This is a genomic window from Pseudoalteromonas piratica, assembly GCF_000788395.1.
GTDB lineage: Bacteria > Pseudomonadota > Gammaproteobacteria > Enterobacterales > Alteromonadaceae > Pseudoalteromonas > Pseudoalteromonas piratica.
Genome location: NZ_CP009889.1, coordinates 209459 through 234289 on the forward strand (window position 1 = coordinate 209459; position 24831 = coordinate 234289).

25 protein-coding genes are annotated in these 24831 nt (G+C 39.9%); 16 read left to right on the top strand and 9 right to left on the bottom strand.

Annotated elements, in window-relative coordinates:
* Positions 1-88 precede the first annotated feature (88 nt).
* On the top strand, positions 89-991 hold the full coding sequence (locus OM33_RS15705) for a LysR family transcriptional regulator (protein WP_040134934.1): 903 nt from the start codon (positions 89-91) through the stop codon (positions 989-991).
* Here the strand turns inward: OM33_RS15705 and OM33_RS15710 are convergent.
* Together OM33_RS15710 and OM33_RS15715 are read right to left on the bottom strand one after the other, a co-directional pair.
* Positions 980-1594, bottom strand: a complete 615-nt coding sequence (locus OM33_RS15710; protein ID WP_040134936.1) for a LysE family translocator — start codon at positions 1592-1594, stop codon at positions 980-982. The two genes, OM33_RS15705 and OM33_RS15710, sit on opposite strands and share 12 nt — an antisense overlap.
* A gap of 7 nt (positions 1595-1601) precedes the next feature.
* A complete protein-coding gene (locus OM33_RS15715) occupies positions 1602-1937 on the bottom strand; it encodes a DUF2834 domain-containing protein (RefSeq protein ID WP_040134938.1) in 336 nt (111 codons plus the stop codon).
* A 234-nt stretch (positions 1938-2171) separates the two neighbouring features.
* Here OM33_RS15715 and OM33_RS15720 point away from each other — a divergent pair, with 234 nt between their 5' ends.
* The 9 genes from OM33_RS15720 (at position 2172) to OM33_RS15760 (ending at position 10579) form a co-directional block, all read left to right on the top strand.
* Positions 2172-2876, top strand: a complete 705-nt coding sequence (locus tag OM33_RS15720) for a spondin domain-containing protein (protein ID WP_040134940.1) — start codon at positions 2172-2174, stop codon at positions 2874-2876.
* Between the two features lie 12 nt (positions 2877-2888).
* A complete protein-coding gene (locus OM33_RS15725) occupies positions 2889-3599 on the top strand; it encodes a spondin domain-containing protein (RefSeq protein WP_040134942.1) in 711 nt (236 codons plus the stop codon).
* 125 nt (positions 3600-3724) lie between these two features.
* Positions 3725-4462 (top strand): response regulator transcription factor, encoded by a 738-nt coding sequence (locus OM33_RS15730; protein ID WP_407681054.1) that lies wholly within the window; start codon positions 3725-3727, stop codon positions 4460-4462.
* A 241-nt stretch (positions 4463-4703) separates the two neighbouring features.
* Complete coding sequence (locus tag OM33_RS15735; protein WP_040134944.1) at positions 4704-5261, top strand: type II secretion system protein; 558 nt, start codon at positions 4704-4706, stop codon at positions 5259-5261.
* 95 nt (positions 5262-5356) lie between these two features.
* The gene (locus OM33_RS15740) at positions 5357-6715 is read left to right on the top strand and encodes a DASH family cryptochrome (protein WP_040134946.1); all 1359 of its coding nucleotides are present in this window, start codon (positions 5357-5359) and stop codon (positions 6713-6715) included.
* Positions 6716-8167 (top strand): cryptochrome/deoxyribodipyrimidine photo-lyase family protein, encoded by a 1452-nt coding sequence (locus OM33_RS15745; RefSeq protein WP_040134948.1) that lies wholly within the window; start codon positions 6716-6718, stop codon positions 8165-8167.
* Positions 8167-8319, top strand: a complete 153-nt coding sequence (locus tag OM33_RS22385; RefSeq protein WP_040134951.1) for a DUF2256 domain-containing protein — start codon at positions 8167-8169, stop codon at positions 8317-8319. Before OM33_RS15745 ends, OM33_RS22385 begins: the two co-directional genes overlap by 1 nt.
* Positions 8309-9868, top strand: a complete 1560-nt coding sequence (locus OM33_RS15755; RefSeq protein ID WP_040134952.1) for a cryptochrome/photolyase family protein — start codon at positions 8309-8311, stop codon at positions 9866-9868. Before OM33_RS22385 ends, OM33_RS15755 begins: the two co-directional genes overlap by 11 nt.
* A 54-nt stretch (positions 9869-9922) precedes the next feature.
* Positions 9923-10579: a flavin reductase family protein gene (locus tag OM33_RS15760; protein ID WP_040134954.1), complete on the top strand. Its 657-nt coding sequence runs from the start codon at positions 9923-9925 to the stop codon at positions 10577-10579.
* Between the two features lie 70 nt (positions 10580-10649).
* On the opposite strand, the gene OM33_RS15765 is transcribed toward OM33_RS15760, so the two are convergent.
* Genes OM33_RS15765 through OM33_RS15775 form a run of 3 tightly spaced genes read right to left on the bottom strand, consistent with a single transcriptional unit; the run spans position 10650 to position 13360 of the window.
* A complete protein-coding gene (locus OM33_RS15765; RefSeq protein ID WP_407681062.1) occupies positions 10650-11840 on the bottom strand; it encodes a porin in 1191 nt (396 codons plus the stop codon).
* A gap of 15 nt (positions 11841-11855) precedes the next feature.
* Positions 11856-12266, bottom strand: coding sequence for a type 2 periplasmic-binding domain-containing protein (locus OM33_RS15770; protein ID WP_040134958.1), 411 nt, complete (start codon positions 12264-12266; stop codon positions 11856-11858).
* Between the two features lie 14 nt (positions 12267-12280).
* Positions 12281-13360 (bottom strand): porin, encoded by a 1080-nt coding sequence (locus OM33_RS15775; RefSeq protein ID WP_040134959.1) that lies wholly within the window; start codon positions 13358-13360, stop codon positions 12281-12283.
* 157 nt (positions 13361-13517) lie between these two features.
* On the opposite strand from OM33_RS15775, the gene OM33_RS15780 reads away from it, so the two are divergent.
* Positions 13518-15131: a methyl-accepting chemotaxis protein gene (locus tag OM33_RS15780; RefSeq protein WP_040134960.1), complete on the top strand. Its 1614-nt coding sequence runs from the start codon at positions 13518-13520 to the stop codon at positions 15129-15131.
* 100 nt (positions 15132-15231) lie between these two features.
* On the opposite strand, the gene OM33_RS15785 is transcribed toward OM33_RS15780, so the two are convergent.
* Entirely contained in the window at positions 15232-15777 is a 546-nt protein-coding gene (locus OM33_RS15785; RefSeq protein WP_040134962.1) for a GNAT family N-acetyltransferase, read from the bottom strand.
* Between the two features lie 182 nt (positions 15778-15959).
* Here OM33_RS15785 and OM33_RS15790 point away from each other — a divergent pair, with 182 nt between their 5' ends.
* A complete protein-coding gene (locus OM33_RS15790) occupies positions 15960-16766 on the top strand; it encodes a hypothetical protein (RefSeq protein ID WP_199922600.1) in 807 nt (268 codons plus the stop codon).
* Positions 16767-16809: 43 nt separating this feature from the next.
* Here OM33_RS15790 and OM33_RS15795 read toward each other — a convergent pair whose 3' ends face one another.
* Positions 16810-17262: a hypothetical protein gene (locus OM33_RS15795; protein WP_040134965.1), complete on the bottom strand. Its 453-nt coding sequence runs from the start codon at positions 17260-17262 to the stop codon at positions 16810-16812.
* Between the two features lie 192 nt (positions 17263-17454).
* Between OM33_RS15795 and OM33_RS15800 the strand changes: the two genes are divergently transcribed.
* Together OM33_RS15800 and ltaE are read left to right on the top strand one after the other, a co-directional pair.
* Complete coding sequence (locus OM33_RS15800) at positions 17455-18000, top strand: hypothetical protein (protein ID WP_040134967.1); 546 nt, start codon at positions 17455-17457, stop codon at positions 17998-18000.
* 414 nt (positions 18001-18414) lie between these two features.
* Positions 18415-19416: a low-specificity L-threonine aldolase gene (gene ltaE / locus OM33_RS15805; RefSeq protein ID WP_040134969.1), complete on the top strand. Its 1002-nt coding sequence runs from the start codon at positions 18415-18417 to the stop codon at positions 19414-19416.
* Positions 19417-19518: 102 nt separating this feature from the next.
* On the opposite strand, the gene OM33_RS15810 is transcribed toward ltaE, so the two are convergent.
* Positions 19519-20577 carry a hypothetical protein gene (locus OM33_RS15810; RefSeq protein WP_234402769.1) on the bottom strand — a complete coding sequence of 353 codons (1059 nt, stop codon included), beginning with the start codon at positions 20575-20577 and terminating at the stop codon, positions 19519-19521.
* Between the two features lie 116 nt (positions 20578-20693).
* Between OM33_RS15810 and OM33_RS15815 the strand changes: the two genes are divergently transcribed.
* Complete coding sequence (locus OM33_RS15815) at positions 20694-22655, top strand: methyl-accepting chemotaxis protein (protein ID WP_040134970.1); 1962 nt, start codon at positions 20694-20696, stop codon at positions 22653-22655.
* A 2-nt stretch (positions 22656-22657) separates the two neighbouring features.
* Here the strand turns inward: OM33_RS15815 and OM33_RS15820 are convergent, their stop codons facing one another.
* Positions 22658-23851 carry a helix-turn-helix domain-containing protein gene (locus OM33_RS15820; RefSeq protein WP_040134972.1) on the bottom strand — a complete coding sequence of 398 codons (1194 nt, stop codon included), beginning with the start codon at positions 23849-23851 and terminating at the stop codon, positions 22658-22660.
* 148 nt (positions 23852-23999) lie between these two features.
* Here OM33_RS15820 and OM33_RS15825 point away from each other — a divergent pair, with 148 nt between their 5' ends.
* Entirely contained in the window at positions 24000-24668 is a 669-nt protein-coding gene (locus OM33_RS15825) for a DUF2306 domain-containing protein (protein ID WP_040134974.1), read from the top strand.
* Positions 24669-24831: the final 163 nt, after the last annotated feature.

Sequence of the window (24831 nt, forward strand, 5' to 3'; positions counted from 1 at the left end):
AAAGACTATTAACTTGTGCTAAGCCTAGTAAATAAACTAAATTAAACAAAATTATCAAATTTTAGAAAATCCATAATTTAAAATTATAATGTTAAATAACATATGGTTAAGAACCTATATCACCCTTGTTGAGACAAAAAGTTTTACTAAAACTGCCGACTTATTAGCGATGACGCAGCCAGGGGTGAGTCAGCATTTGCAGAAATTAGAGAGTTACTGTGGCAAGCCGCTAATTAAACGTTATGGCAAAGCGTTTGAGATTACAGAGCAAGGCAAGATAGTGTATGAGTATGCATTGTCGACGTTTAAAGGTCATTCTAATTTGTTAGAGCAGCTTAGCTTTGATGATAAGCATAGCGGTGTCTGTCGCATTGCGTGCTCTGGAGCTAATGCGCTATCACTCTATGAGCAGTTAGTAGCTCTGCAAGTTAAATTTCCACACCTTGTATGTGAACTTGAAATCGCACCTAATGAACGTATTTTGCATCACATTCAACAGGGGACGGTTGATCTTGGTATCGTAAGTCATTATCCCATTGATAAAGGCTTTACAGCTACGCACTTAACCCATGAACGAATCGTGGTGGCGTTGGCAAAATCTTGGCGCGCTAAAGTGAGCTCGTTTGATGACTTATGTCAGCGCGGTTTTATTAATCACCCTGATGGAAAGCATTACCTTACGATGGTATTAAATCATCTTAAAATGCCTGCTAGTAGGGTTGAGTCAATACATGTTAGCGGTTACATCAATCAGCTTAACCAAATACTGTTGCCTGTTTCCAGGGGGTTAGGGTTTACCGTATTGCCTCAAATTGCAATTACGCATTCGCCCTTTAAAGAATCACTTTGTGAATTTGAGCTATCAAACATCATTACACAGCCGAGGTACCTTGTTAAAAAATCTCAGCGAGACTTACCAGCACGTTTTGCTTTGGTTACTGATACGATTAACACTGTTTTTGAATATGCCAAGGAGCACTTACCAAAATAGCTGTGTGATGATTTCGTGCATTACAGGCAGTACGGATAACACTAATAATCCTGCCATCGATAAATTAAATACACGTCGCTGAGCGGCACTGTTTAAGGCATTTTGTAACAGTGAACCGAATAACAACCACACACCTACACAGGGAAATGACACAAAAAAGAATGTAAGTGAGATAATCATTTGCTGGCTTACTAAATCACCACCACTTGAGGTAAATGCTGCGATTGCGCCGGTTGCTACAATCCAGGCTTTAGCATTGACCCATTGAAATAATGCCCCTTTCATAAATGAAAATGGCTTTGTCTGGGTGTCGCTTTTAAGCTCAGAGCTGCTTTTTGCAATTAGCCAAGCTAAATAAAGTAAATAACCTACACCGATACATTTAATAATGAAATGTAACATCGGGTAATGGGTAAAAAGCTGTGCGAAGCCAAACCCTACCACTAGCAGCATTAAACTAAAACCAATACAAATGCCTAACAACAGTGGCAAGCTTTTTTGAACACCAAAATTCACCCCTGATGTCATCACCATGATGTTATTCGGTCCGGGCGTTACTGATGATGAAATGGCAAAAAGTGCAACAGCCAGTAAATAATCCATATCATTCCTAAAGCGGCTGAGCGTCGCTTAATTGTGCCTCGTGTTGCCGGGTGCGTAAATATAAATAGAGTGGCAAGCCACATGACACCCCAACACATACGGTGCCAATAATTGCTAAATACCAGTAAGCGATTTTATTGACTTTTGCATCGACCACAATGAAACCAATTAATGTGATGGCAGCAATCAGCACATCAAGCCAAGCAAAGAGACCTACTGAGCTAGCTGAGACAGCTTGAAAAAGTAACTTTAAATTAAAACCGTTAGCCATGAACCATGGAAAAATGGCACTAAGGGGAATTACCGTGCCGGCAATCGTGGCGAATAAGTAAAAGTATTTCATTATAGGTCGAACATCCGTTTCATTGGTTACTAAGTAATGTGGCTATAAATACCTTGCCTTTTACACATTAATTTATGCACTTAGATTTCTCAATTGATTATTTTGTTACTGTGCGTTTTAAATGTCTAACACAAACTTTTTATTAAATCGTGATAATTTTGTGAGATTTTAGTGATGGGATTGCGAAGTTTGTTTTTCATAGTGAAACAGTCAAAAACAACCTGAGAACAAATTATGAAGACACAAATCCTTTCGCTTTTTGCCACCACTGCACTGATCGCAGCAAGTAATGCAAATGCAGCAGATATAGATGTAAAAATTACTAACTTAACACAAGGTATTTATTTTACACCGCTTCTTGTAACAGCTCATTCTAGTGATGCGATGTTGTATAAATTAGGTGAAGCGGCTTCACCTGAACTGCAAGCCATGGCTGAAGGCGGCAGTTTAGATGGGCTTGTAGCAATTGTTGATAGTATTGGCGCAGATACCATGGCAAACCCTGCTGGTGGTTTATTAGCACCTGCTTCAAGTACCATGACTAACATTATGACAAGTGATGGCAATACCCAGTTATCAATCGTCGGTATGATGTTACCAACCAATGATGGCTTTGTAGGCCTAAATAGTTGGAGCATTCCAAGCGAAGTGGGCACTTACACTATTTATTTAAATGCGTATGATGCGGGTACTGAAGCCAATAATGAGTTAGTAAAAGATGGATCTGGCGCACCGGGTGAATTGGGTATTCCAGCAGCACCTGGCGTTGCTCCGGGCGAAAATGGCACCGGCGTAACGACTACAGAAGAAAATAAAATGATTCATGTTCATCGTGGTAATCTGGGTGATGACAATGCTTCTGGCGGTAGTAGTGACTTACATAATACAGTTCACCGCTGGTTAAACCCGGTTGCTAAAGTAACTGTAACTGTGAAGTAATTGGGGGTCATTATGAGACTTAGTAAAATATTGATCCCAGCAGCATGTTTAGCGCTTGTTGCATGTGGTGATGACGATAATGACACTATGACCGTTGAACCGCCGGTAGTTACACCACCGGTTACAATGACCTATGAATTTATGGTTACTGCTGTCAATTTGACGCAAGCCCAACCTATGTCGCCACTTGGCAGTGCGTTACATACCTCAGGTCAATTTTGGCAAATTGGTGAAATGGCATCTGAACCTCTCGAAGTATTGGCAGAGTCGGGAGACAATTCAGGCCTGCTAGCGCTGGATGTCGTTAATAGTAGTGCATCAAGTGCGGGTGTATTAATGCCAGGCGAAAAAGCAGAAATAATGCTGACAACAGAAATGATTGAAGGTCAAAAATTATCATTAATTTCGATGATGGTGAATACAAATGATGGCTTCACCGGTCTTAATGCAATAGATGTTTCTTCCATGAGTGTTGGTGATATGCAGTACTATAAAACCTTTGCTTATGATGCGGGCACAGAAGCTAACTCAGAAGCGGCCGGAACGATACCTGGTCCTGCCGATGGTGGTGAAGGCTTTAACAGTGCGCGTGAAGAATTAAATAAAGTTGCGATGCACCCAGGAGTAGTTGGACAAGAAGATGGATTAGGTACTTCGGTACTTACCAGTCTTCACAAGTTTGATAATCCGTTGTTGGCTGTCACCGTAACACGCGTTAAATAGGCCGGCGATTTGTTTTACATTTGAGAAAGGCATGCAAAAACATGACTGTTTTTGCATGCTAACTCAGGATTGCCCTTGTTGTTGTCATCGTCGGCCTATCTTATTGTTAAATAAGCAGAGGTGTGATGATGCAACACTCGGTATTAATTGTTGAAAATGATTTTGATATTGCGGGGTTAGTGCAAGTTCATTTAACTGAACTTAACTTGTTGGTAGATCATGTTACGACAGGTGACGCTGCACTGACTAAATTAACAAAGCAAGACTATCAAATTGTTTTGCTGGATATTATGTTGCCTGGCATAGACGGGTTAAGCTTGTGCCGTGAAATCAAAACAAAAATGCCTCATGTAAGCGTTGTCTTTCTCTCCTCTAAAAATAGTGAAATGGATCGCATTATTGGTCTTGAAATGGGCGCTGATGACTATATCTGTAAGCCGTTTAGTTATCGCGAACTGCAAGCGCGCATAAAAACACAGTTGCGTCATATTCGCTTATTGCAACAAAATCAAACCCAACCAGCACTCACAACCCCTCAACACCAAGCGCTAAATTTTGGTGCATTACACATTGACCCTGCAAGTCATGAAGTGCGATTTGAAGGAGAAGACTTACCCCTTACTGCCACTGAGTTTGAGTTGATGGTCTTTTTTGCGAAACACCCAAATCAGGTTTTTTCTAGAAGCCAGTTATTAGAGTCGGTGTGGGGCTATGGACATTGTGGCTATGAGCATACAGTTAACTCGCATATAAACCGTTTGCGTGGCAAATTAGAAAAGTATGCGAAACAACATGTTATTGAAACTGTATGGGGAGTAGGTTACAAACTTAATGCTAAATCGTTGGCGGTTGCGGCACTTTGAAACCTTTGGCAGTTAAACAAAGCATGTAAATTATCCGTTTGTTTTCTTCGAATATAAATGCTCACCCTTAATGTAATGCTAAAGGTTGTAAGATAAGAAATACTTTCTTTTTCATCAGGTTAGTGAAACACGGACGTTCACTATTTTATTTGAACATTTGATTCAGAAGGCTTACTCTTTAATAAATACATAAGGTTTTGCCTTAAAAATAAATTTAACCACCAAAAGATGTACACCTGCTATGACTGCTCACCGAGGCTTTACCCTTATTGAAATGATTTTAGTGATTGTTGTGCTTGGCGTCATTGCGATAGTTGCAGCACCTAAGTTTTTGTCAGTAAGTCGCGATGCTAATGTTGCCACAATCAAACAAGTGGCAGCAGGGCTAGAGCAATTAACTGACAGTATTTATGCTAAGGCGGTAATTCAACATAAACACAAAGTGAGTAATGAATCCGTAGTGATTAATGGTGTTAACATCAATACTTACTTTGGCGCACCGCAAGAGATTTGGAATAATGCCTTAGGTAACTTGATGGAGGGAGACTTTAGTTATGTGGGTAACGGTTATTATGATTTAGGCTCAAGCTTAGTTTCAAGTTATCAGTGCCAGCAGCGTTTATGCGTGATTGATCAAACTCCTGGATCGTATGTTAATAACAGTATTCAAGGGTGGGGCCTCTTTATTTTTCCTAAGGGCTATCGTTTGCAAGATGGGTGCTATGCATATTACGCGTTTGCCGAAAATGGCAGTCAAGTTACAGAGAAAGTGAGTGCATGGGTTGTGCAAGGTTGCTAGCAAAAAATAGCACTCATCACATAACTATCTGAACTTTATCACTGAGTTAAACGTATTAATTCACCAGGATGAGATTAAACTATTGGTGAAAATACGTGGTCAAAACTCTTTATTGGTTCACTCATGATTTACGCTTAAGCGATAACCCTGCACTTGAATTTGCCCTAAATAAAAGTGAGCACATCGCTTTTGTTTATGTACTCGATCCCGCCAAAAAAATTGCCAGTAATTATCACTGTCAGTTGCTGGGTGAACATCAAACCCGCTTTATCCTTAACTCTTTACAAGAATTAGCTGATGAACTGCAAGCGCTTGGTCATCAATTGATTGTGTTAGAGGGGGAACCACAAAGAGTTTTATATGATTTTATTAACACTCATGCCATCAACCAGCTAGTGGTTGCGGAGCAGGTTGGCGTTTATGAAAAACGTCAAATAAGTGATTTACAAAACGCATTCCCAACATTACCAATAGCCTTATTTTGGCAACATACCTTATTTTCACAATCTCAAATTGACATGCTCGATTGCATGTCTGGTAGTTTTAGTAAATTTCGCAACAAAGTCGAAAAACACGCCCTACCAATTGCTGAGCCGAGTTCAAACGAGTGCAATGTCTTCCCCGAAAAATGGCCGAGCGCTATTAAAATCGACAACAATTTTGTGTTGTTAAACTGGTTTGAACGCATTGATATGTCGTATTTATTACCAAATGATATGCCATTTTTTGCAGGAGAACACGCTGGCAAGTATCACCTAGTGAGTTACCTTAACAGTGGTGCTGCAAAAACCTACAAAGCAACGCGCAATGAGCTTGATGGTTGGCAAAACTCAACCAAATTTAGTCCTTATTTAGCGATTGGTAACTTATCACCGCGCCAAATTTGGCATGCCGTTTCACATTACGAGCAATCAGATGGTGCCAATGAATCAACTTATTGGATTAAGTTTGAGTTGTTGTGGCGCGAGTATTTTCAATGGCTGAGTGTAAAATTAGGCAGCAAAATGTATGCTTTTTCAGGTTTACGTGATACTAAACCTCTGACCAGTTTTTTTGCCGAGCGTTATCAAAAATGGTGCAGTGGCAACACGCCTTACCTAATTGTTAATGCTTTAATGAAACAACTCAATGCCACGGGTTATATGTCAAATCGCGGCAGGCAAATTGCCGCAAGTTGTTTGGTGAATGAACTACAACTTGATTGGCGTTATGGTGCGGCTTATTTTCAACAACAACTTATCGATTTTGATGTGGCATCTAACTGGGGAAATTGGCAATACATTGCGGGTGTAGGTGTTGATCCTCGTGGTGGTAGGCACTTTAATCTTGATAAACAAACCGAACAGTTTGACGCTAAAGGTGAGTTTATTCGAAAGTGGCAGGGGTCAGCGGTAGGCTCTCAGCTTGATGCCAACGATGCTGCAGATTGGCCAATTTTGAGCGATGTTACGTAAATGAGCATTGCAGTTGTTTGGCTTAAACGCGACTTACGCCTATCAGATCATGCGCCATTGTTGGCGGCAGCAAAAACGGGATTGCCTGTTTTATTAGTTTATTGCTTTGAGGGTATGCTGCTCAATGATGCCCATTATTCTGAGCGTCACTGGCGTTTTGTATCGCAGTCTTTGCGTGATATGGCAAATAAATTACCTCAAGGTGCCTTGTATGTAGCGAAGGATGATGCGTTAGAAATGTTCCAAGCGCTACACGAAAAATACTGCATTTCATCAGTTTTCTCTCACCAAGAAATTGGACTCGATAATACCTTTTCTCGTGATAAGGCCTTCTCACAATGGTGTAATGATAACGGTATTTCATGGTGTGAAACCCCATTAGGTGCGGTGCAACGTGGCCTTACTCATCGCCTCAATTGGGATAAAAATTGGCAGCAAGTGATGCGCTCAGAGTGTACCAATGTCAATCTAAATTCCATGTGTTGGTTTACACACTGTGAGTTTGAGTGCCAATTAACTTACTTCGAAAAGCGTTATCAAAGCATTAAAGGACAGTTTCAAAACGGGGGGGAAAGTGAAGCTTTTCAGGTGTTAAATGATTTTTTTATTGCACGTGGGAAAGATTACGCATTTAAACTTTCCAGTCCCAGTTTAAGTCAAATTCATTGCTCACGATTATCTCCTTATCTGGCGTGGGGTAATATTAGTTTACGGCAGGTTTATCAAACGGTCCTCAATCATTGGCAAGTTCCCGGTTGGCGGCGAAGCCTTGTTGCGCTTACCTCTCGGTTACACTGGCATTGCCACTTTATTCAAAAATTTGAGAGTGAATGCGAAATGGAATTTCGCCATGTTAATAAAGGGTATGATGACTTACCCCGAGTGACAGGCGAGTTAGCCGAGCAACGATTACTTGCTTGGAAAACGGGTAATACAGGTGTGCCCATGGTGGATGCTTGTATGCGATGTTTAATTGAAACCGGATACATTAATTTTCGCATGCGAGCTATGTTAGTAAGCTTTTTATGCCATCACCTTGAGCTAGACTGGCGTGCTGGTGTCGCGCATTTAGCGAGTCTATTCTTAGACTTCGAACCAGGTATTCATTACAGCCAATTTCAAATGCAGGCAGGCGTTACCGGTATAAATACCATTCGCATTTATAGCCCAGTAAAACAGGGTGAGGAAAAAGATGAAAGGGGTGATTTTGTGAGAACTTGGGTGCCTGAATTAACAGAGGTGCCGGCTCCATTAATTCACAGTCCATGGCAACTTTCTGAAATGGAACAGGTGATGTATGGCTTCAAGTTGGGCGAAGAATACCCAAAACCAATCATTGATGTGAAGCAAAGCTATAAGAATGCACAAGCGTTACTTTGGCAGTGGCGCAAAAAACCAAAAGTAGTCATCGAAAGTAAACGGTTACTCGCGCGCCATGTGAGGCCTAATTAATGAAGAAATCCGATTTACCAACAAAATTATGCAAAGTTTGTGAGCGCCCATTTACTTGGCGAAAAAAGTGGCAACGCGATTGGCAAAATGTGAAATATTGCTCTAAACGTTGCGCAGGTAATCGACAAAAAGGAAATAACAATGGCGAATGAGTTACGTCTAATTTTGGGCGATCAACTTAATGCAGCGCATTCTTGGTTTAAAGAAAAGTCGAGTAATGTTACCTATGTGATTGCTGAGTTGCATCAAGAGGCTAATTACACAACCCATCATATTCAAAAAATTTCAGCCTTTTTTGCAGCGATGCAGGCATTTGCGAGTGCATTAGAAAAAGCTGGGCACCGAGTTATTTACCTATCCTTAGACGATACGCAAAACTATACTGATCTGCCAGCATTAATCAGCTTCTTGATTACTGAGCATGAGATAAAAACGTTTTCTTATCAATTACCTGACGAATACCGTTTAAGAGAGCAATTAGCTGACTATTGTAAACAACTCACTATTGATTCAAAGGCATACGATACAGAACATTTCTATTTAGCTGATAATCAACTGGCGAGTTATTTTAAACCAGGTAAAAAACATCGCTTGGAGCATTTTTACCGAAAAATGCGAGCGGAATTTAATGTTTTGATGGACGATGATGGGCCGCTTACCGGCCAGTGGAACTTTGATAGTCAAAATCGCAATAAATTTAAAGCCAGTGATTTAGCAGAGATACCTGAACCACTTGTATTCGCTAATGATGTCAGTGACATTCTTAAGCGAATTGAAAGGCATGACATTAAAACTATTGGTAAAGCTGAAAAACAATTGTTATGGCCAGTTAATCGTAGTCAAGCAAATGCGTTATTAGCCTTTTTTTGCAAAGAGTTGTTACCTAAGTTTGGCCAGTTTCAAGATGCGATGACAGGCAAGCTTATTGAGTTTGGTGAGGATAAGGGTTGGAGTTTGTATCATTCGCGATTGTCGTTTGCTATCAATGCCAAAATGATAAGCCCACAAAGTGTCGTAAATGCGGCAATTGACGCGTTTCATCACAATGGCAATATTGATATTGCCCAAATAGAAGGGTTTGTTAGGCAAATTCTAGGTTGGCGTGAGTTTGTGCGCGGTATTTATTGGGCGAACATGCCACATTACGCCGCATTAAATGCCCTTGATGCCAGTTTGCCTCTGCCTGAGTGGTTTTGGACTGGAAACACTAAAATGCGTTGTCTTTCCCATGCGGTGACACAATCCCTAGATTTTGCATATGCCCATCATATTCAACGATTAATGGTAACTGGCAACTTTTGTCTCATTGCAGGCATTAACCCAGACCAAGTCGATAATTGGTATTTGGGAATCTACATTGATGCTATTGAATGGGTAGAAATGCCAAATACGCGGGGAATGAGTCAATTTGCTGATGGCGGTATAGTGGGTTCCAAAGCCTATGCTGCCAGCGGTAATTACATCAAGAAGATGAGCGATTATTGTGGCGATTGCCATTATAAAGTTACCAATACAGTTGGCAGTGATGCCTGTCCACTTAATGCTCTTTATTGGCACTTTATGGATAAGCATAAAGAAAGCTTTACCAATAATCCACGCACTAAAATGGTATTAAGTAATTGGCTTAAAAAACCTGAGAGTGACCGTAAGGAGGTGCTTACTCGTGCTGATTTTTTGCTACAAAACCTTGATAACTTGTAATCGCGTGGCGCCGTTTATGCGTATAGCAAAGTAAATAAATTATTGGCAAACAGAATGATTAAACACATTACCCAAAACGATATTCACACCATGGAGCAGCGTCAACGTGCTCGTTTAATTAATAGTCTTTCTGGCTTTAAAAGTGCAAATTTGATTGGTAGCCAAAGCGACACTGGCGTGACAAATTTAGCCATTGTTAGCTCGGTGTTTCATTTAGGCGCTAATCCTGCCTTGATTGGTATGATTATTCGTCCTGATACCGTACCGCGAGATACTTTAAGCAACATTAAAGCAACGGGTGTTTACACTATTAATCATGTTAATTCATTGATTTGGCAACAAGCTCATCAAACATCAGCGCGGTACCCAGAAGAGCAGTCTGAGTTTGAAAAAGTAGCGCTCACAGAGCAGTTTGAAACGGGAATTAATGCACCTTTTGTTGGCGAATCCCAAGTTAAATTTGCGCTTAACTTGCGCGAAATAAAGCCGCTTGAGATTAATGGTACAGTGTTAGTGATTGGTGAAATTAGTCATATTGTTGTGCCAGATATAGCAATAGCTAAAGATGGTTATATTGATATTGAAGCACTTGATACTATTGCAATTTCAGGTCTAGATAGTTATCACACAACAGACCGTTTAGGGCGCTTAAGTTACGCTAAGCCCGACGTACAGTTAACAAAAATCTCGGTTGACGGAGAGGCTTGTTAATTACGTAGCACTATAAAATGAAAGAAAACCCCTACACATAAGCGCAGGGGTTTTCATGCTAGGTAATAAGTTAAAAAACCAGATCTACACCGAAGGTAATAAGATCTGCATCATTGTCGATAAGATCATCTTCAAAATGCGTGTACTCTAACTTAAATGCTGCCGCGGGATGGAAGTCATAGCGAACTGTAAATGAGTAAGAGTTCGACTTTGATGCCTGCGAAGCAAGGGCAAGATTGGTTGCATCTTGTAGATAAAGCGGTGGATTTGTACCAGGAATTACCACGGGTATTAAGTTACCTCCTGGGCCCGGAACAAAACGCGGTACTTGATTGAATTGATCACTAGAGTTTTTATCGTCATTGCCTTCATACGTTGCACTTAATGTAATTGAATCCATGCGATAACCAACAGACACATAATACTGCGTTTGTTTAGCTAATACGCTGTTATCAATTTCAAATTGTGTGTATTCTGCGTCAACTAAAAAGTCGTTGTAATCAATACCAAAACCAATTGCAGCAAAGTATGAATCATCTTCATCAATGGCAATGTTATTGTATTGCTCATTCAGCCCATATGCTTGCAATCCCGCTAACAATCCGCTCAATTCGGGGCTTCCGCTCGCATCAATTGTGGTTTCAGTGACAAAATAAGCTACACGCCCTGTAAACCAGCCATTAGTTAGCGTCCAATTTACGCCAAGCGTATCTTTAAGCTCACCTTTATCTGAATCTGTAATTGCTGCAAACTCAGTATCAACGGCACCTGCAATGAGCTGTAGGCTGCTATCCCAATCTGAAAAAGATGAGTTATAGAGATAACTTAACCCTTCATAGGTTGAGAAATTCAAGTTATAGACTGATTGTGGCGGACGCACCCAGCGATAGGCATAACCTACATCCAGAAAATCCGAATATCGGTAAAATGGAATACGCATTTTACCGGCGCTTAATTGCGCATTATCAGAGATTTCGTAAGTGAGATAAGCCCATTCAAACTCGGCATTAAAGTCTTCGCTACCACGCGCAATTAATTGTGCTGTGGCAGATAAGCCCTCGCTGACATCAGCACTGACTTGTACTGCAAACAAGCTGTCATTTTGCCAATCAAATTCATCGGTGTAGCTGTATAGCGTGTCATTACTGTTAAGTGTTTGTCCGCCATAGATTGATGCGAACCCGTTAATTCGAACATCGGCAAAACTTGGCATTGCTGCCACGCTTAATAGTAATGAAGTAAGCAGATAACGATTTTTCAACATAATCTCACCTCACTAAAAGGATTGAACAACCTTTACGCTACCATCAGCGCTGCCTTGTGATACAAAGCCAATTAAATTTGGATTTTTAGAAACTAAGTTGATTACTTCAGCATCGTTAGCGGCTTCTTCTGGTGGTGTACCTTTACCGGTAAAAACCAATTTGGACCAATAGGCTTTTAACTGGCTCGAAGACTTATTTAATACATTTTGATTAAATTCATCTGTCACTGGGTTGCCATCTGCTTGGGTGATTGGCAGCGCTTTTGAGCCATCAGCAAATGATTTTGCTTTGCCAGTAAAGATTTTTTTAATGTCACTGGCATCAATTGCGTTTGCATTTGAAGGGTGTACGACAACATCTACCGCAGCGCTTAAAGAGCAAGATGTAAATAGAATCAGTGTTAATATAATTAAATTTTTCATTGCTTTACCCTCAATTAAAATACCATGTCTACGCCGATAGTAATGGCTTTACTGTCACCAGCCACTGCCAGTGAAAAGGAGTTGTCTTCAACTTCATCGTATTGAATTTTAAACGCAGCGTTTGAGTGAAAATCCCAGCGCACGCCAACTGACGTTGTATTATGGTTTTCACCATCGTCACCGTCTTTTTGATCAAACGTCGAGTATGAAACAAAAGGCGTAAAGGAATCGATGCGATAGCCTAAGGTCAACATTGCTGTATCTAGGTTGCCATCGAGATCTAAGCGGTTTAGTTCACTGAGAATAAAGAAGTTACCAAAATCAGCATTGACCGCTAATCCATAGAAATTACCATCGCGCTCATCTTTACCATCCCACATTGACGGCTCACCATCTATATAACGCTGATTAGTGTAGGTCATTGCAGTCGCGCGAATTTCGAGCCAGTCATTACTGGTTTGGATTACACCACCGAGAATATCTTTCCAAATTTCGCGTGTTTGAGCATTAAAGAAAAAGTCAGAAAGTAGCTTATTTTCCTTATCGTCTTCACGCCCCATATAAATATTACCAGACAGCGACCAGTCACCAATCGAACCTGAATATAACGCATTAACGCCGTTGTAATTAAAAATTTGCCAAGTGTAGTTATCTGCAGGCGCACGCATCCATACGTAAGCATAACCAACATCATAGAAATCAGAGTAATAGAACAGCGGTAAGCGTTTTTTACCTGCTTGAATGGTCCAGTTTTCATTTACTTCATAGGATAGATAGGCCCATTCAAATTCAGCGTTAAAGTCATCTGCACCCCGCGCAACTATTTGCGCGGTAGCGCTCAGCCCTTCGCCAACATCTGCAGTTACTTGCAAGCCGAAAAGAGATTCAGGCTTAAAAGTAATATCTTCGTTGTAAACACTTACTATTGGATAGTCAGCCAGAAATGTGGGTTCATCAATACCAAATTGAGGGACGCCTGTGCCACTGAGTACCTTGCCCGCATTTATGCTAGTAAAACCAGATATATTGACATCTGAAAAGCTTGGGAAAGCTGTAAAACACAATGCACAACCTAATAAAACTTTATTGTTCATAATTGTTTCCTAAATTGCTTAATTTGCATTATTAGCGAAGTAAGTATAGTTAAATAAATAGAATTACTAGCAAAAATTGAAAAATAGACGACAATTTAATGGTTGGTGTTTAACAACAGATAATCAGCAAGGTTAATCTATTAGGAATAACGGTGTGATGAGAATAATTAGTAATTTAAGCATAAATAAAAAAATACATTTAATTACTGGCTTAACAGTAGTGCTGCTACTGGCAATTTTGGCTGTCAGTCGCACTACTATGGTCGATAATGAGAAATCGATAAATGAAATTTCTAGTGTTAGTTACGAAGTTGTAAAATTGGCAACAGCTAATAAATATTTGGTGCAAAAGCTTGATGAGCTCTACACCCAATCCGTTACTTTTGGTGATGAAGAGCTGATAGGAAAGGCGGATGAAACTGGCGAGATGATACAACAAAATCTCGAAAAGTTATCACGACTCTCACCGGAAGATGCCAGCAGCCGAGACATAAAGCTACTAGAAGATTACAGTAAAGTAGCTAAAGAAATCGCTTCAGGCATGATTTCTGGTACTGCTGATTTTTCTAAAATTCAACAACAAGCTCAAGCTAAAACTGCTAAATATGAAGAATTAGTAGACCATTTTGAGTCCTTTCAACGTAAATCTGATGAACGCTTTCAAGCCTTGATCAACGATACCCTCGAACGTTCTAGTGACGCCATTAGTGTGACCATTGGCATTATTGTTATCGCGATTATTGTTTCAACACTGTTAGCTATTTATATCGCGCAAGCTATTAGCCAGTCCGCAAAAGAAGTCGCATCGTCATTGGAGCAACTGGCAAATGGTGGGGGCAGTTTGAGCAGTAAATTAGAGGTGCGCGGTGAAGATGAAATAGGCCAAGTGTCGCAGAACTTCAATGGTTTTATTTCCCTATTGAAAGATTCGGTAGAAAATGTGGTATCGGTAGTGAGTCCGTTGATGGAAAACTCTACGCGTTTGGTGCAAGGCATGGAGCGTGCTGAAAATGCTACCAATCAACAATCTCATGATGCCGAAATAGTGCGCCAATCGATGGAAGAAATGAAACTTAGTGTTGGCGATATTTCAAACTCAGCGGCTAGTGCTGCAGAAGCTGCGAAAAGTGCTGAGAAAGAAGTTGAAGTGAGCGCGAAGCAAATTGAATCTTCTGTAATGCAGTCAAACTCATTGCGAGATGAAATTGAAGCAGCTTCAGGCACGATTGACCAACTAGCTAACGATACACAAAACGTGGGTCAAATCTTAAATGTGATTACTTCGATTGCGGAACAAACTAACTTGCTAGCACTTAATGCGGCCATTGAGGCTGCGCGGGCAGGTGAACAAGGTCGCGGCTTTGCTGTAGTGGCTGATGAAGTGCGAGAGTTAGCATCTCGAACTGCAAAATCTACCAATGAAATTCGCGATTTATTAAACGTATTAACGGCAGCTGCAAACGAGTCTGTAACAGCGATGAACTCGGCAATGGAAAAAGCGAAGTTAAACTCTGATAACGCAGAAAAAACTGGTGACTCGATTCGAAAAATTGCAGAGCAGATTCTCGCGATTAATGGAATGAACGCGCAAATTGCAACTGCAACAGAAGAACAAACCTCAGTGGCATCAATTGTGGTGGATAATGTCTCTAACATGCATTCATCATTTGAATCGACATTAAATTCTCTGGAACAAGTAAGAAATGTGGCAACCAATTTACATGGTTTATCTGACAAATTATTAGACGCGACATCACGCTTTAATTTATAAGCTTTTATGAGTGAAAATAGCTTTAGCACAAAATGGATTTTGTGCTTGTTTTAATATTTAGAACGCAGTTTTGAGATTCCAATCACTGTGTTCTTTTTGTTTAAGCATTTGACTGTGAAATGTACTCGCTTTTTAGCATGCCGTATTTCAAGTCATTGCACCATCTCCCATTAATTTGATAGTTATCTCGCAGTTTCCCTTCTAACTTAAAGCCAAGTGACGTTAATAAATTGCTTGATGCTATATTTCCATCGGTTACTGTGGCTGAGACTTTGTGGTACTGACAATGATTAAAAGCAAAGTCCATAATTTTTAGAGTGGATTCTTTGCCATAACCCATCCCTTGAAATGTTGGGTCAATTAGAAAACCTAACTCAGCTTGTTGGAAAGGTTGCCACTGTGAAAGAAAACCGGTTACACCAATTGGCTGAGCACTCGATTTTTCAATCATTATCAATGTTAGCCAGCGATTTTTTTCTTTTTGCCAACTGCCAATTCGCTCATTGAAGCGTTGCTGTATTTTCTCGTTTGACGGTAAATCTGCAACATAGCGCATTACTTCAGGCAATTGATGTAAGTGTGAGAAAAATTGGTAGTCAGCCTGAAATAATGGTCTTAAAAGTAATCGTGAAGTGTGAAGTTCCATTTTATAAATTGTTTTATGATTCCTGGTGGTAGAGTGTACTGACACACATTGTAAAAAACCAGCGGGCGTTATTGAGGCTGTGCGAAAGGATATCGCTGAATATTATTTATTCTATGAAGAGTGCATTGTTTAGTTGGTACGGTCTACAATGTAAGAGTTGTATTTAAGTATTAAGGCGGGTTATGCGAATAACATTATTCACATTTATGCTGATATTGCTGACAGCATTTTCGCTTACAGCATATGGCAAGAATAATTTAACTTATTGTTATGAAAATCAGCCTGTTCTTCCACATTTTTATGGCTCAGGTGCTAACGTACCGGCTGAAAACCCCGGACCAGCCATTGAAATTTTGCAACATTTAGAACGTCTTACGCCTGATCTTACTATTCACTACGTACGCTTCCCTTGGAAACGTTGTCTCAATGATCTCTCGCTTGGGAAGGTTGATGCGGTTATTGGCAGATATCATCCATTAAGAGAGCAAATTGCGAAGTACCCTAAAACAAAAGACGGTAATTTGGATAATGTTCGCAGCTTTTCAATCTCTTCTTCGTGTTTAGTGTATAAAAGAAACGATATAGTATGGGATGGCACGAATTTAGTATTTGAAAAACCGGTAAGCATGTCTGTGCCAAACGGGTATGGCGTGATTAGCGATATGCGATTAAAAGGGTTTGATATCTATCAAGCGCCGTCAATTGCCAAAGCGCATGAATTGCTTTTTAAGGGGCGAGTAAATGTATCGCTTAGTAATTGTCAAATGGACTCTTTACCAGAAGGGTTTGTTGAAAACGAGATTCCAATCAATGAAAGTATTGGCTATTTGATATTTAGCCATCAATTTTATGCGCGGCGACCTGAGTTAGCGCACAGTCTGTGGGACAACTTGTCGAAAATAAATTCGCTTGAATATTATGATAAGTATTTTGATAAGGCACTTTCTGGGCAGACTTTTAAAACGTCTACTAAGCCAGAAAATAAGTAAAGGGTGTTTTGTTAAAACACCCTTTCGATAAGTTACAAGGCCATTAGCGAGCTCGCAGTCTTACCTTTTGAACAACTGTGCCTTTTTCATCAATAACAAAAAGATGATCTGTGGTGGGTAACTTCACTGTTTTTGCAATGGTATTGCGTTTTTTCTTGATCAAAGTCACACGCTCATTACTGAGTAAGCTCACTTGATGCTCACACTCGGTATAGTCTTTTTTACGGGAACCGACTTTAACTTGACCTAAGCACATCACTACAACAGGTGCGGGTGAATCTTTCGTTCGACGTAAAATATCACGTAGTAATAATTCATTTGCAGAGTCCCAAACTAACAAATAAAAAGGGTTACCTTTAAATTGTTCGTAGTTAATTTTTTCTCGTTTAAATGTTTCACCAAAATCAGCAGGAATGTTGACGCCCACATCAAGTTTTTGTGCGAAAGCGTTGTTTGAAAGTATTAGTAAAAAAGAAAATGCTAAAAGATATTTCATAAAAACGACCTTGTAATTAATGAAGCATCATCTTTCCAAAGAAATATTAGCAAACTGTTTAATGAAGATTTTAATCTGTATGTAATTGTTACAATTTATTTTTTTGAAAAGTTTACCGAATGCTTAAAACTTTTTTCAATTTTGCTGCGACTAATTCTTTAACAACCAATATTTAGCAGGATTTGAACAGCCATGAAAAAAGTAATGACATTAATGATGATCACAAGCGTGTTATCGGCATGTGCAATTTCGCATGCAAATTCTAATGAACACATTAGCAGTACTGATGAGCCTCTAAAAATCTATGTTTTTAATGACTGTAAAGCAATTGATGAAATTACCATGACGCCATCACAAATTGCAGCATATAAAGCAATGAAAGCCGATGAGATGACGCTTAAAAGGTTAGAAAAACCACTGAGAGTCATGGAAGAAGCACTCGCTAAGCATCAAACAGAAATGGATAATTTATCGGGTGAATTGGTAATTGAAGCAAACGATGAACTTATCGTAAATAAAAAGCTTATCAAGCAACATGAGCAAGTCGCTCAAAAAATGGAAGCAATGGTGCGAAAACATCAAAAAGACATTGATGCACTTGAGCTCCATGCTCAGGATTTTGAAAATACAGCACATGAGTTTGAGAAAGCAATCAAGCCGACACTAAGCCAATATGGTGGGCATAATATTCAAGTAAGCATTGGCAAAAAGAATCTTGATTGGCAATGTGAAGTTTAACCTTTTATAACTCATCTAATGCCCCGAATGGGGCTTTTATTTTCTAGCTTTTCCTAAGCGAAGGTGCATAAAAAAGGAAGCAAATGCTTCCTTGGGATGTGACAACAGAATCCAATTTTTGGCTAGAATTGGAACTAGAATTTTCTTTTAAGCGGTCAAATACGTTAACACGTCAGCGCTATTAACGTTTAGTGCAAAAGTGAATGAACTTACACTAACGCCTAGTGTTGTAGCCTTTCTAAAAGAGAAAATAACCACTTATAGATATGTTATATTGTATCATAATATCAAAGTGAATTTTTTGCGACGAGTGGCAGTATTTTGTTTTTTACTAGCTAACGCCAAGTTGTTGTCTTTCTTGAACTGTCACGTTAAAGTTGAATACTAATATAACTGCTCTAAAGCAATGAAATAATGATTGATTTACGAAGCGATACCGTTACCCAACCCTGTGAAAATATGCGTAAAGCTATGGCTGATGCAGAGGTTGGCGATGACGTATTTGGTGATGATCCCACGGTAAATGCCTTACAGCAAAAAGCTGCTGAATTAACAGGACACGAAGCAGCATTGTTTGCCCCAAGTGGCACGCAAAGTAATTTATTGGCGTTACTCGCACATTGCCAACGTGGTGATGAATATATTGTTGGTCAAGATGCCCATACTTATAAATATGAAGGGGGCGGAGCAGCAGTACTTGGCAGTATTCAACCACAACCAATAGAATTTGAACAAGATGGCAGCTTGTCACTCGAATTAGTTAAACGAAAAATTAAGCCGAACGATCATCACTATGCGCGCACGCGTCTTTTGTCGATCGAAAATACGGTATCTGGTAAGCCCCTACCAATGGCTTATTTATCAGATGCTCGTAAATTTTGCGATGCGCATGGTTTAGGTCTGCATCTAGATGGCGCTCGTGTGTTTAATGCTGCTGTGCACCATCAAGTATCGGTAAAAGAAATCACCTCAGAAATGGATTCAGTATCTATTTGCCTTTCAAAAGGGCTTGGTACACCACTTGGCAGTGTATTGTGTGGCTCAAAGGCATTTATTCATGAGGCACATAAATGGCGTAAGATGCTTGGTGGCGGCATGCGTCAAGCGGGTATTGTTGCAGCTGCGGGTTTGTATGCCCTTGAAAACAATATAGAGCGTCTTGTTGAAGATCATGAAAACGCAGAGTTTTTAGCTGGTGAGCTTTCAAGCCTTGCTGGAATTGCTGTTGCTGGTTGTGCTACCAATATGGTTTTTGTTAATTACCACGGTACAAAACCGGTTTCTGAATTTGCCGAAGCGCTCTACAATCAGGGTGTTAACATCTGCGCTGGCGAGCAAATCCGTTTGGTGTTGCATAAAGATGTAACACGAGAGGATTGTGTGTCAGTGGTTGAAGCAATCAAGAACGCGCTTTAGCTGGTATTGCATGACTTAATAGAACCAAAATTGAGGCGGATATCGAATATCTGCCTCAACAACAGTTTAATTTTAAATTAAGCTGCAAGAACAGTTTTGTATTTACCAATAGTAATCGAAGGTAAGGTACCACGCCGCAAAGTCCCCTTGGTTGATTTGCATATTGCGGTCGAAATAAGCATCTTGATTGAGATATTCAAGGTACAGCCATCCCGGGCCATAGTCGTAGCGCACGCCCGGCGCAAACGCATAAACGGTATCACCGTCTACCCCATTTGTGTTTGATTTAGCTAAGGTCACATCTAATACAAAATACCAATTTCCTATTGTATAACCGAGTTCACCCGCATAACGGGTGTTGTCGATTGTGCTTGCGACATCGGGATTGGCTGCAAGATACGCTTGTGGTAAATCACGTTTACCATCAATGTAACTGAGCTTAGTTGTAAGTTGGTCAAATTGTCCTTGGTAATAAATAACATAAGCGCTGTGATCACCGTCAGTATGCCTATCACCGGTTATCAACTCCTCTAACTTACCCTGTTGGTAAGATGCAGCAAAGGTGTGCTGATTATTCAATGTATAAGAAAGATCGGCTACAGCCGTATCCACTTTTCTGTAAGTTGAACTGCTGCCCCAGTGACGGTTGTCATCGGTGCTGTCGGTTGATGTACTCGCCCAATCATCGGCAAGGTAGTATGCGAGCTGATAATTGAGTTGGTTAACACCACCTTGGTATTTAACGCCAACATCCATTTGATCGCCATAAGCTGCTAAAAACATATCTCCTGGCCAGAAGTTAGCGGTTTTCCAGCCAAATGGGACTTGGCTTTTACCGACTATTAATGAGTTACTTTCATTCACTTTGTAACCCAGCCAGGCCTTGTGTAATACATAATTTTGCCCGCTAGTGTTATTTTCGACATCAGTGAAACTGCCTGGGCCAATACGAAATTCACCTGAATAAAAAAACGATGAGTCGTTAGATTTTGGCTTATCAAGATATGCGATCAGTGCTTGGTCACCAAAGTGCGTGTCGTAAGAATTTTCATCGTAACTATAGTTAATCCAAAACCCGCCAGATAGCGTTGGCTCAGCTGCGACTGAGCAAGTCATTAGAATGGCCGATAAAAGGGGTAATTTAAGTCCAGCTATGCTCACTTTTTAATCCCGAAAATTTGTTGCTTTAAAATAGCTTAGACTAAAACTGACGAAGTTGACTAGTGCTTCATTGCAAACCATATTTAACGTTACCTTGGTTGCATTTAGATAAAACTATGTCGATATCAAAAAAACTCATTATTGCATTTTTGGTGACGATGACATTGCCAATTTTAGTAATTGCAGTGCTCATGATTAATCAAACGCGTAATTTAGCGCATGATAATTTTACCATTTCCAATACCCGTGAAGTAACTCAGATTGATAAAGCGATTTCGTTATTCTTTGACGAAATTAGCAAAGATGTCGTTTATATCGCACAACACCCTGATTTAGTTGCGGCAAATACAGGTATTAAGTCGTATATGAGTGTGAATACCGCAAGCCAAATGACACCAGAGCAAAACAATCCAACTGAGCAACGTGTATTTGACTTGTTCACTCAGTTTGGTGATTCGCACGAAGGCATTTCCTATATCTATATGGGGAATCAGCAAGGTGGCTATACTCAGTGGCCTAAGGGTAGTGTCGGTGCTAATTATGATCCAAGGCCGAGACCATGGTATATAACGGGTACAGGTGCAACCACGTCTCCTATTCGTACACAAGCCTACTATTGGGAGCCGGATGATGCGGTAATAGTATCAACCGTGATGTCGATCAAAGATAAGTCCGGCAGAAAATTTGGCGTAACGGGCATGGATGTGTCATTAAAAGGCCTCACTACGATGATCCAAAATATAAAAATGGGTGAATCGGGGTTTTTAATGCTGATTGAAGATTCGGGAAAAGTGTTGGTTGACGCAAAGCACCCAGAAAACAACTTTAAAGAACTAAGCGACGTGAAAAATGGGCTCTTTAAAGAGTTAAGTAACATGACGCAGGGTGATACCACTGTCGAGATTGATGGTGATGTTTATCTGGCAAATGTGTATACCTCACCAAAATTAAATTGGAAATTTATTGGGTTACTTAAAAAGTCAGAGGTAATGGCAAAAGCGAATACACTCACGCTCGTTATCATCGTGGTGAGTTTAATTCTTATTGGCGTTTTCTCGGCGTTATCCGTTTATATTTCTAAATTAATATCACGTCCCATTGTTGAGGTAACGCAAGGTCTTGAGGATATTTCGCAAGGGGAAGGAGATTTAACAAAACGTTTAAAAATTCGCACGCAAGACGAAACAGGAAAGTTGGCGCATAGTTTTAATCAATTCTTAAATTCGATATCCGCTCTTGTAAAAGAAATAAATGCTTCTTCAGCAAATGTTAGCAATGCATCTGAAGTGAGTTCTCGTTTAGTAACCTCAATGAATTCATCATTAACGTCGCAACAAATGGCACTTGAACAAGCTGCAACCGCTATTAATGAAATGGCAGCTACGGCTAATGAAGTGGCATCGAGCTGTGCGTCAGCAGCGGATTCGGCAAACGCAACTAAGCAATCTGCGATAGAAGGGCAATCATTGATAAATAAAACCGTATCGAGTGTTACAGGGTTATCTGAAACGATTTCGAATACGGAACAAAATATTCGTGCTTTAGATAGTGAGAGTGAGAGTATTACCACAATTTTAGATGTGATCCGCGGCATTGCAGAGCAAACCAACTTACTTGCTTTAAACGCTGCAATTGAAGCAGCCCGAGCCGGTGAACAAGGCCGTGGCTTTTCGGTTGTTGCTGATGAAGTTCGGGCACTTTCACAAAGGACTTCGGAATCGACAGAAGAAATTGCGCAACAACTTGGTAAGCTAAGAAACATGACCCAGTCAATCTCTAAAGAAATGACGCAAAGTCTAGAGATATCATCTCAAACAGTTGATTATTCTCAACAAGCTCAAGCTAGTTTTGATTCGATTACCCATTCTGTTGATATGATAAGTGATATGAATTCTCAAATTGCCACCGCTGCTGAAGAACAACAACATGTAGCAGAAGAGATAAACCGCAATGTTGTGGATATTAAATCAGGCGCGGATGAAATCTCGGACTTAGCAACTGACGCTGATGACAATGCAAATAGCTTATCAAGGCTTTCAGCTGCACTTACCGAGCTAGTGAGAAAATTTAAAACGTAAACTTAACTTTGTGATTGTTGTTTATATTGTACGGGCGTTTTGCCCGTATACTTTTTAAAGGCGGTGTAAAACGCTGATTTAGAATTAAAACCCGCATCCATTGCAATATCGAGTACCGTTTTATTGCTGTTTGTAAGTTCATTCTTGGCGTGCTTTACACGGTAGCCATTTACATAATCAAAAAAGTTAACGTTTAAACGCTCGTTCAATGTTTGAGAAATATAGTTAGGTGAGGTATTGATACTTTTTGCAAGTAACGGCAAGGACAAGGCGGCATTTAAATAGAGCTGCTTTTGCTGCATTGCATTTTCCAATTTGTCTGCAATGTGCTTTAAATTGTCTTCAGTTAATGCCGAAGTTTTATATTTATTCTGCTTCTTTGACAACGCACTAGGTTCATCATCTTTAATAATTTCATCAAATATTTCTTCAAACCCTGGTTTTTGGCGAAGCGACCAAGTCGCTAAAAAGATTACTGCGATCAGTAATAGTAAGCTTGAAAAGGGCGTATACATATCACTTGGGAAGAGTAAATTATTGAGTGTTAGATTGACGGCAAATAACCCCCAAGGAATACCCACTAAAAGTGCCAGCGCTGTAAGCCAACCCATTTCTTTTTGTTCTGTTGTGGCAAAAATGTCTTTTAAATGGGCGCGGTAACGGTTTAAACGAACAATGGTTTTAACCACATAAAATGCCGATTGTACAACCCAGCTTATCACCAATAAAAAGGTGATAATTAACCCCGTATACACACTATATCGTAAGAAGGGGGATACACTTTCAAGCACCACATCATCACCGTCAACCAAAAGTCCGTGTTGAACTCCGCTAGGTAAAACTAATGTAAAAAGTGAAATAAATAGTCCGACTAAAGGCAATGCAAAATGCCATCTTTCGTGTTTGGTTAACGTCCATTTCGATTCTGCTGTAAGGCTTTTAATATAAAACCAAAAGCTTGGGGCAATCGTTAATAACGCGGGCAATGATACGATAAGTTGAGTTTTACGCCACTCTGGTGCGAGCAATTTTAAGCTGGGTTGGCATATCACAATTGCAATGGCAATAAAGCAGCAAGCAAGGGAAGCATAGCCGAAATTTTGCCCTTTCTTAGCAATAAGTAAACTTGCGTTAAAGCCTAATAAGGTCATTGTGGCAATATTAATTGCAAATAAATAGATCTCAGTCGCTTGCAATTTAAATCCTTTTATTTCTTTTTAAACAATGAGTTATTTATTTTCAGTGTTTCTTTTTGGTTCTGCTCAATAGATTAGAACGACATTGCTTTATGCATTTTACATAATCAATTCTAACTTAACTAGCGTATGGCGTAAGGAATAAAAAATGACATACCAAAATGCAATGATTACAGAACAAAATAATTTTAATACGCCTTTTAATTGGACCGGCGTTGGCTTTTTACTCTTTATGATAGGTATTCCTGCAATACCTGCAGTATTTATTGTTGCTTTAGTTGTCATGGGAAGTGGTGTTGAGTCACCACTCAGTGGAATGGTTAATGCGCGCTATTTTGATATGCCGCTAGTGATTATTTGTCATGGCATTTCAGGGATTGTGTTTTTTTTAACAATGCCATTTCAGTTTTCTCCACAGTTAAGGCAAACAAAACCGGGTTATCACAAAGTTAATGGCTACTTTGCTTTTGTTTCTGCATGTGTGATGGCGGCGTCTGGTGTGTGGATGCATCATGTTTTTTCGCCTAATGAATTTGGCGCACGCTATGTCAGTTTGGTGATAGTTGCGATAACGATTTGTATGACGTTTGTTGTTGCTGTGCTTTATGCAATTAAAAAGGATTTTAAACAGCATCAACGCTGGATTTACTTTGCAGCAGCTGCCAGTTTAGCGGTTGTTAGCCCATTATTTTTAGAAATTATTGCGATGCTAATAGGCAATGTAGGAGCTGAACTTATGTATGACTATGGGCGTTTAATCGGCTTGGCTTTGAATTTTCAAATTGCATATTGGTTATTTAAAAAGAACCATAGCTAGCGATTAATTTGTGTACCTTGAGGTATTTCATTTAAGCGAAATGAAGATGTTTAGAGATGAGCACTAATGCGGGAAGAAACATCAACTAAAGCACTTTAGAAAAAAGCCAGTAACACGGTTACTGGCTTTTAAGGCTGAAACTCATAGAACTGATTTTATTACA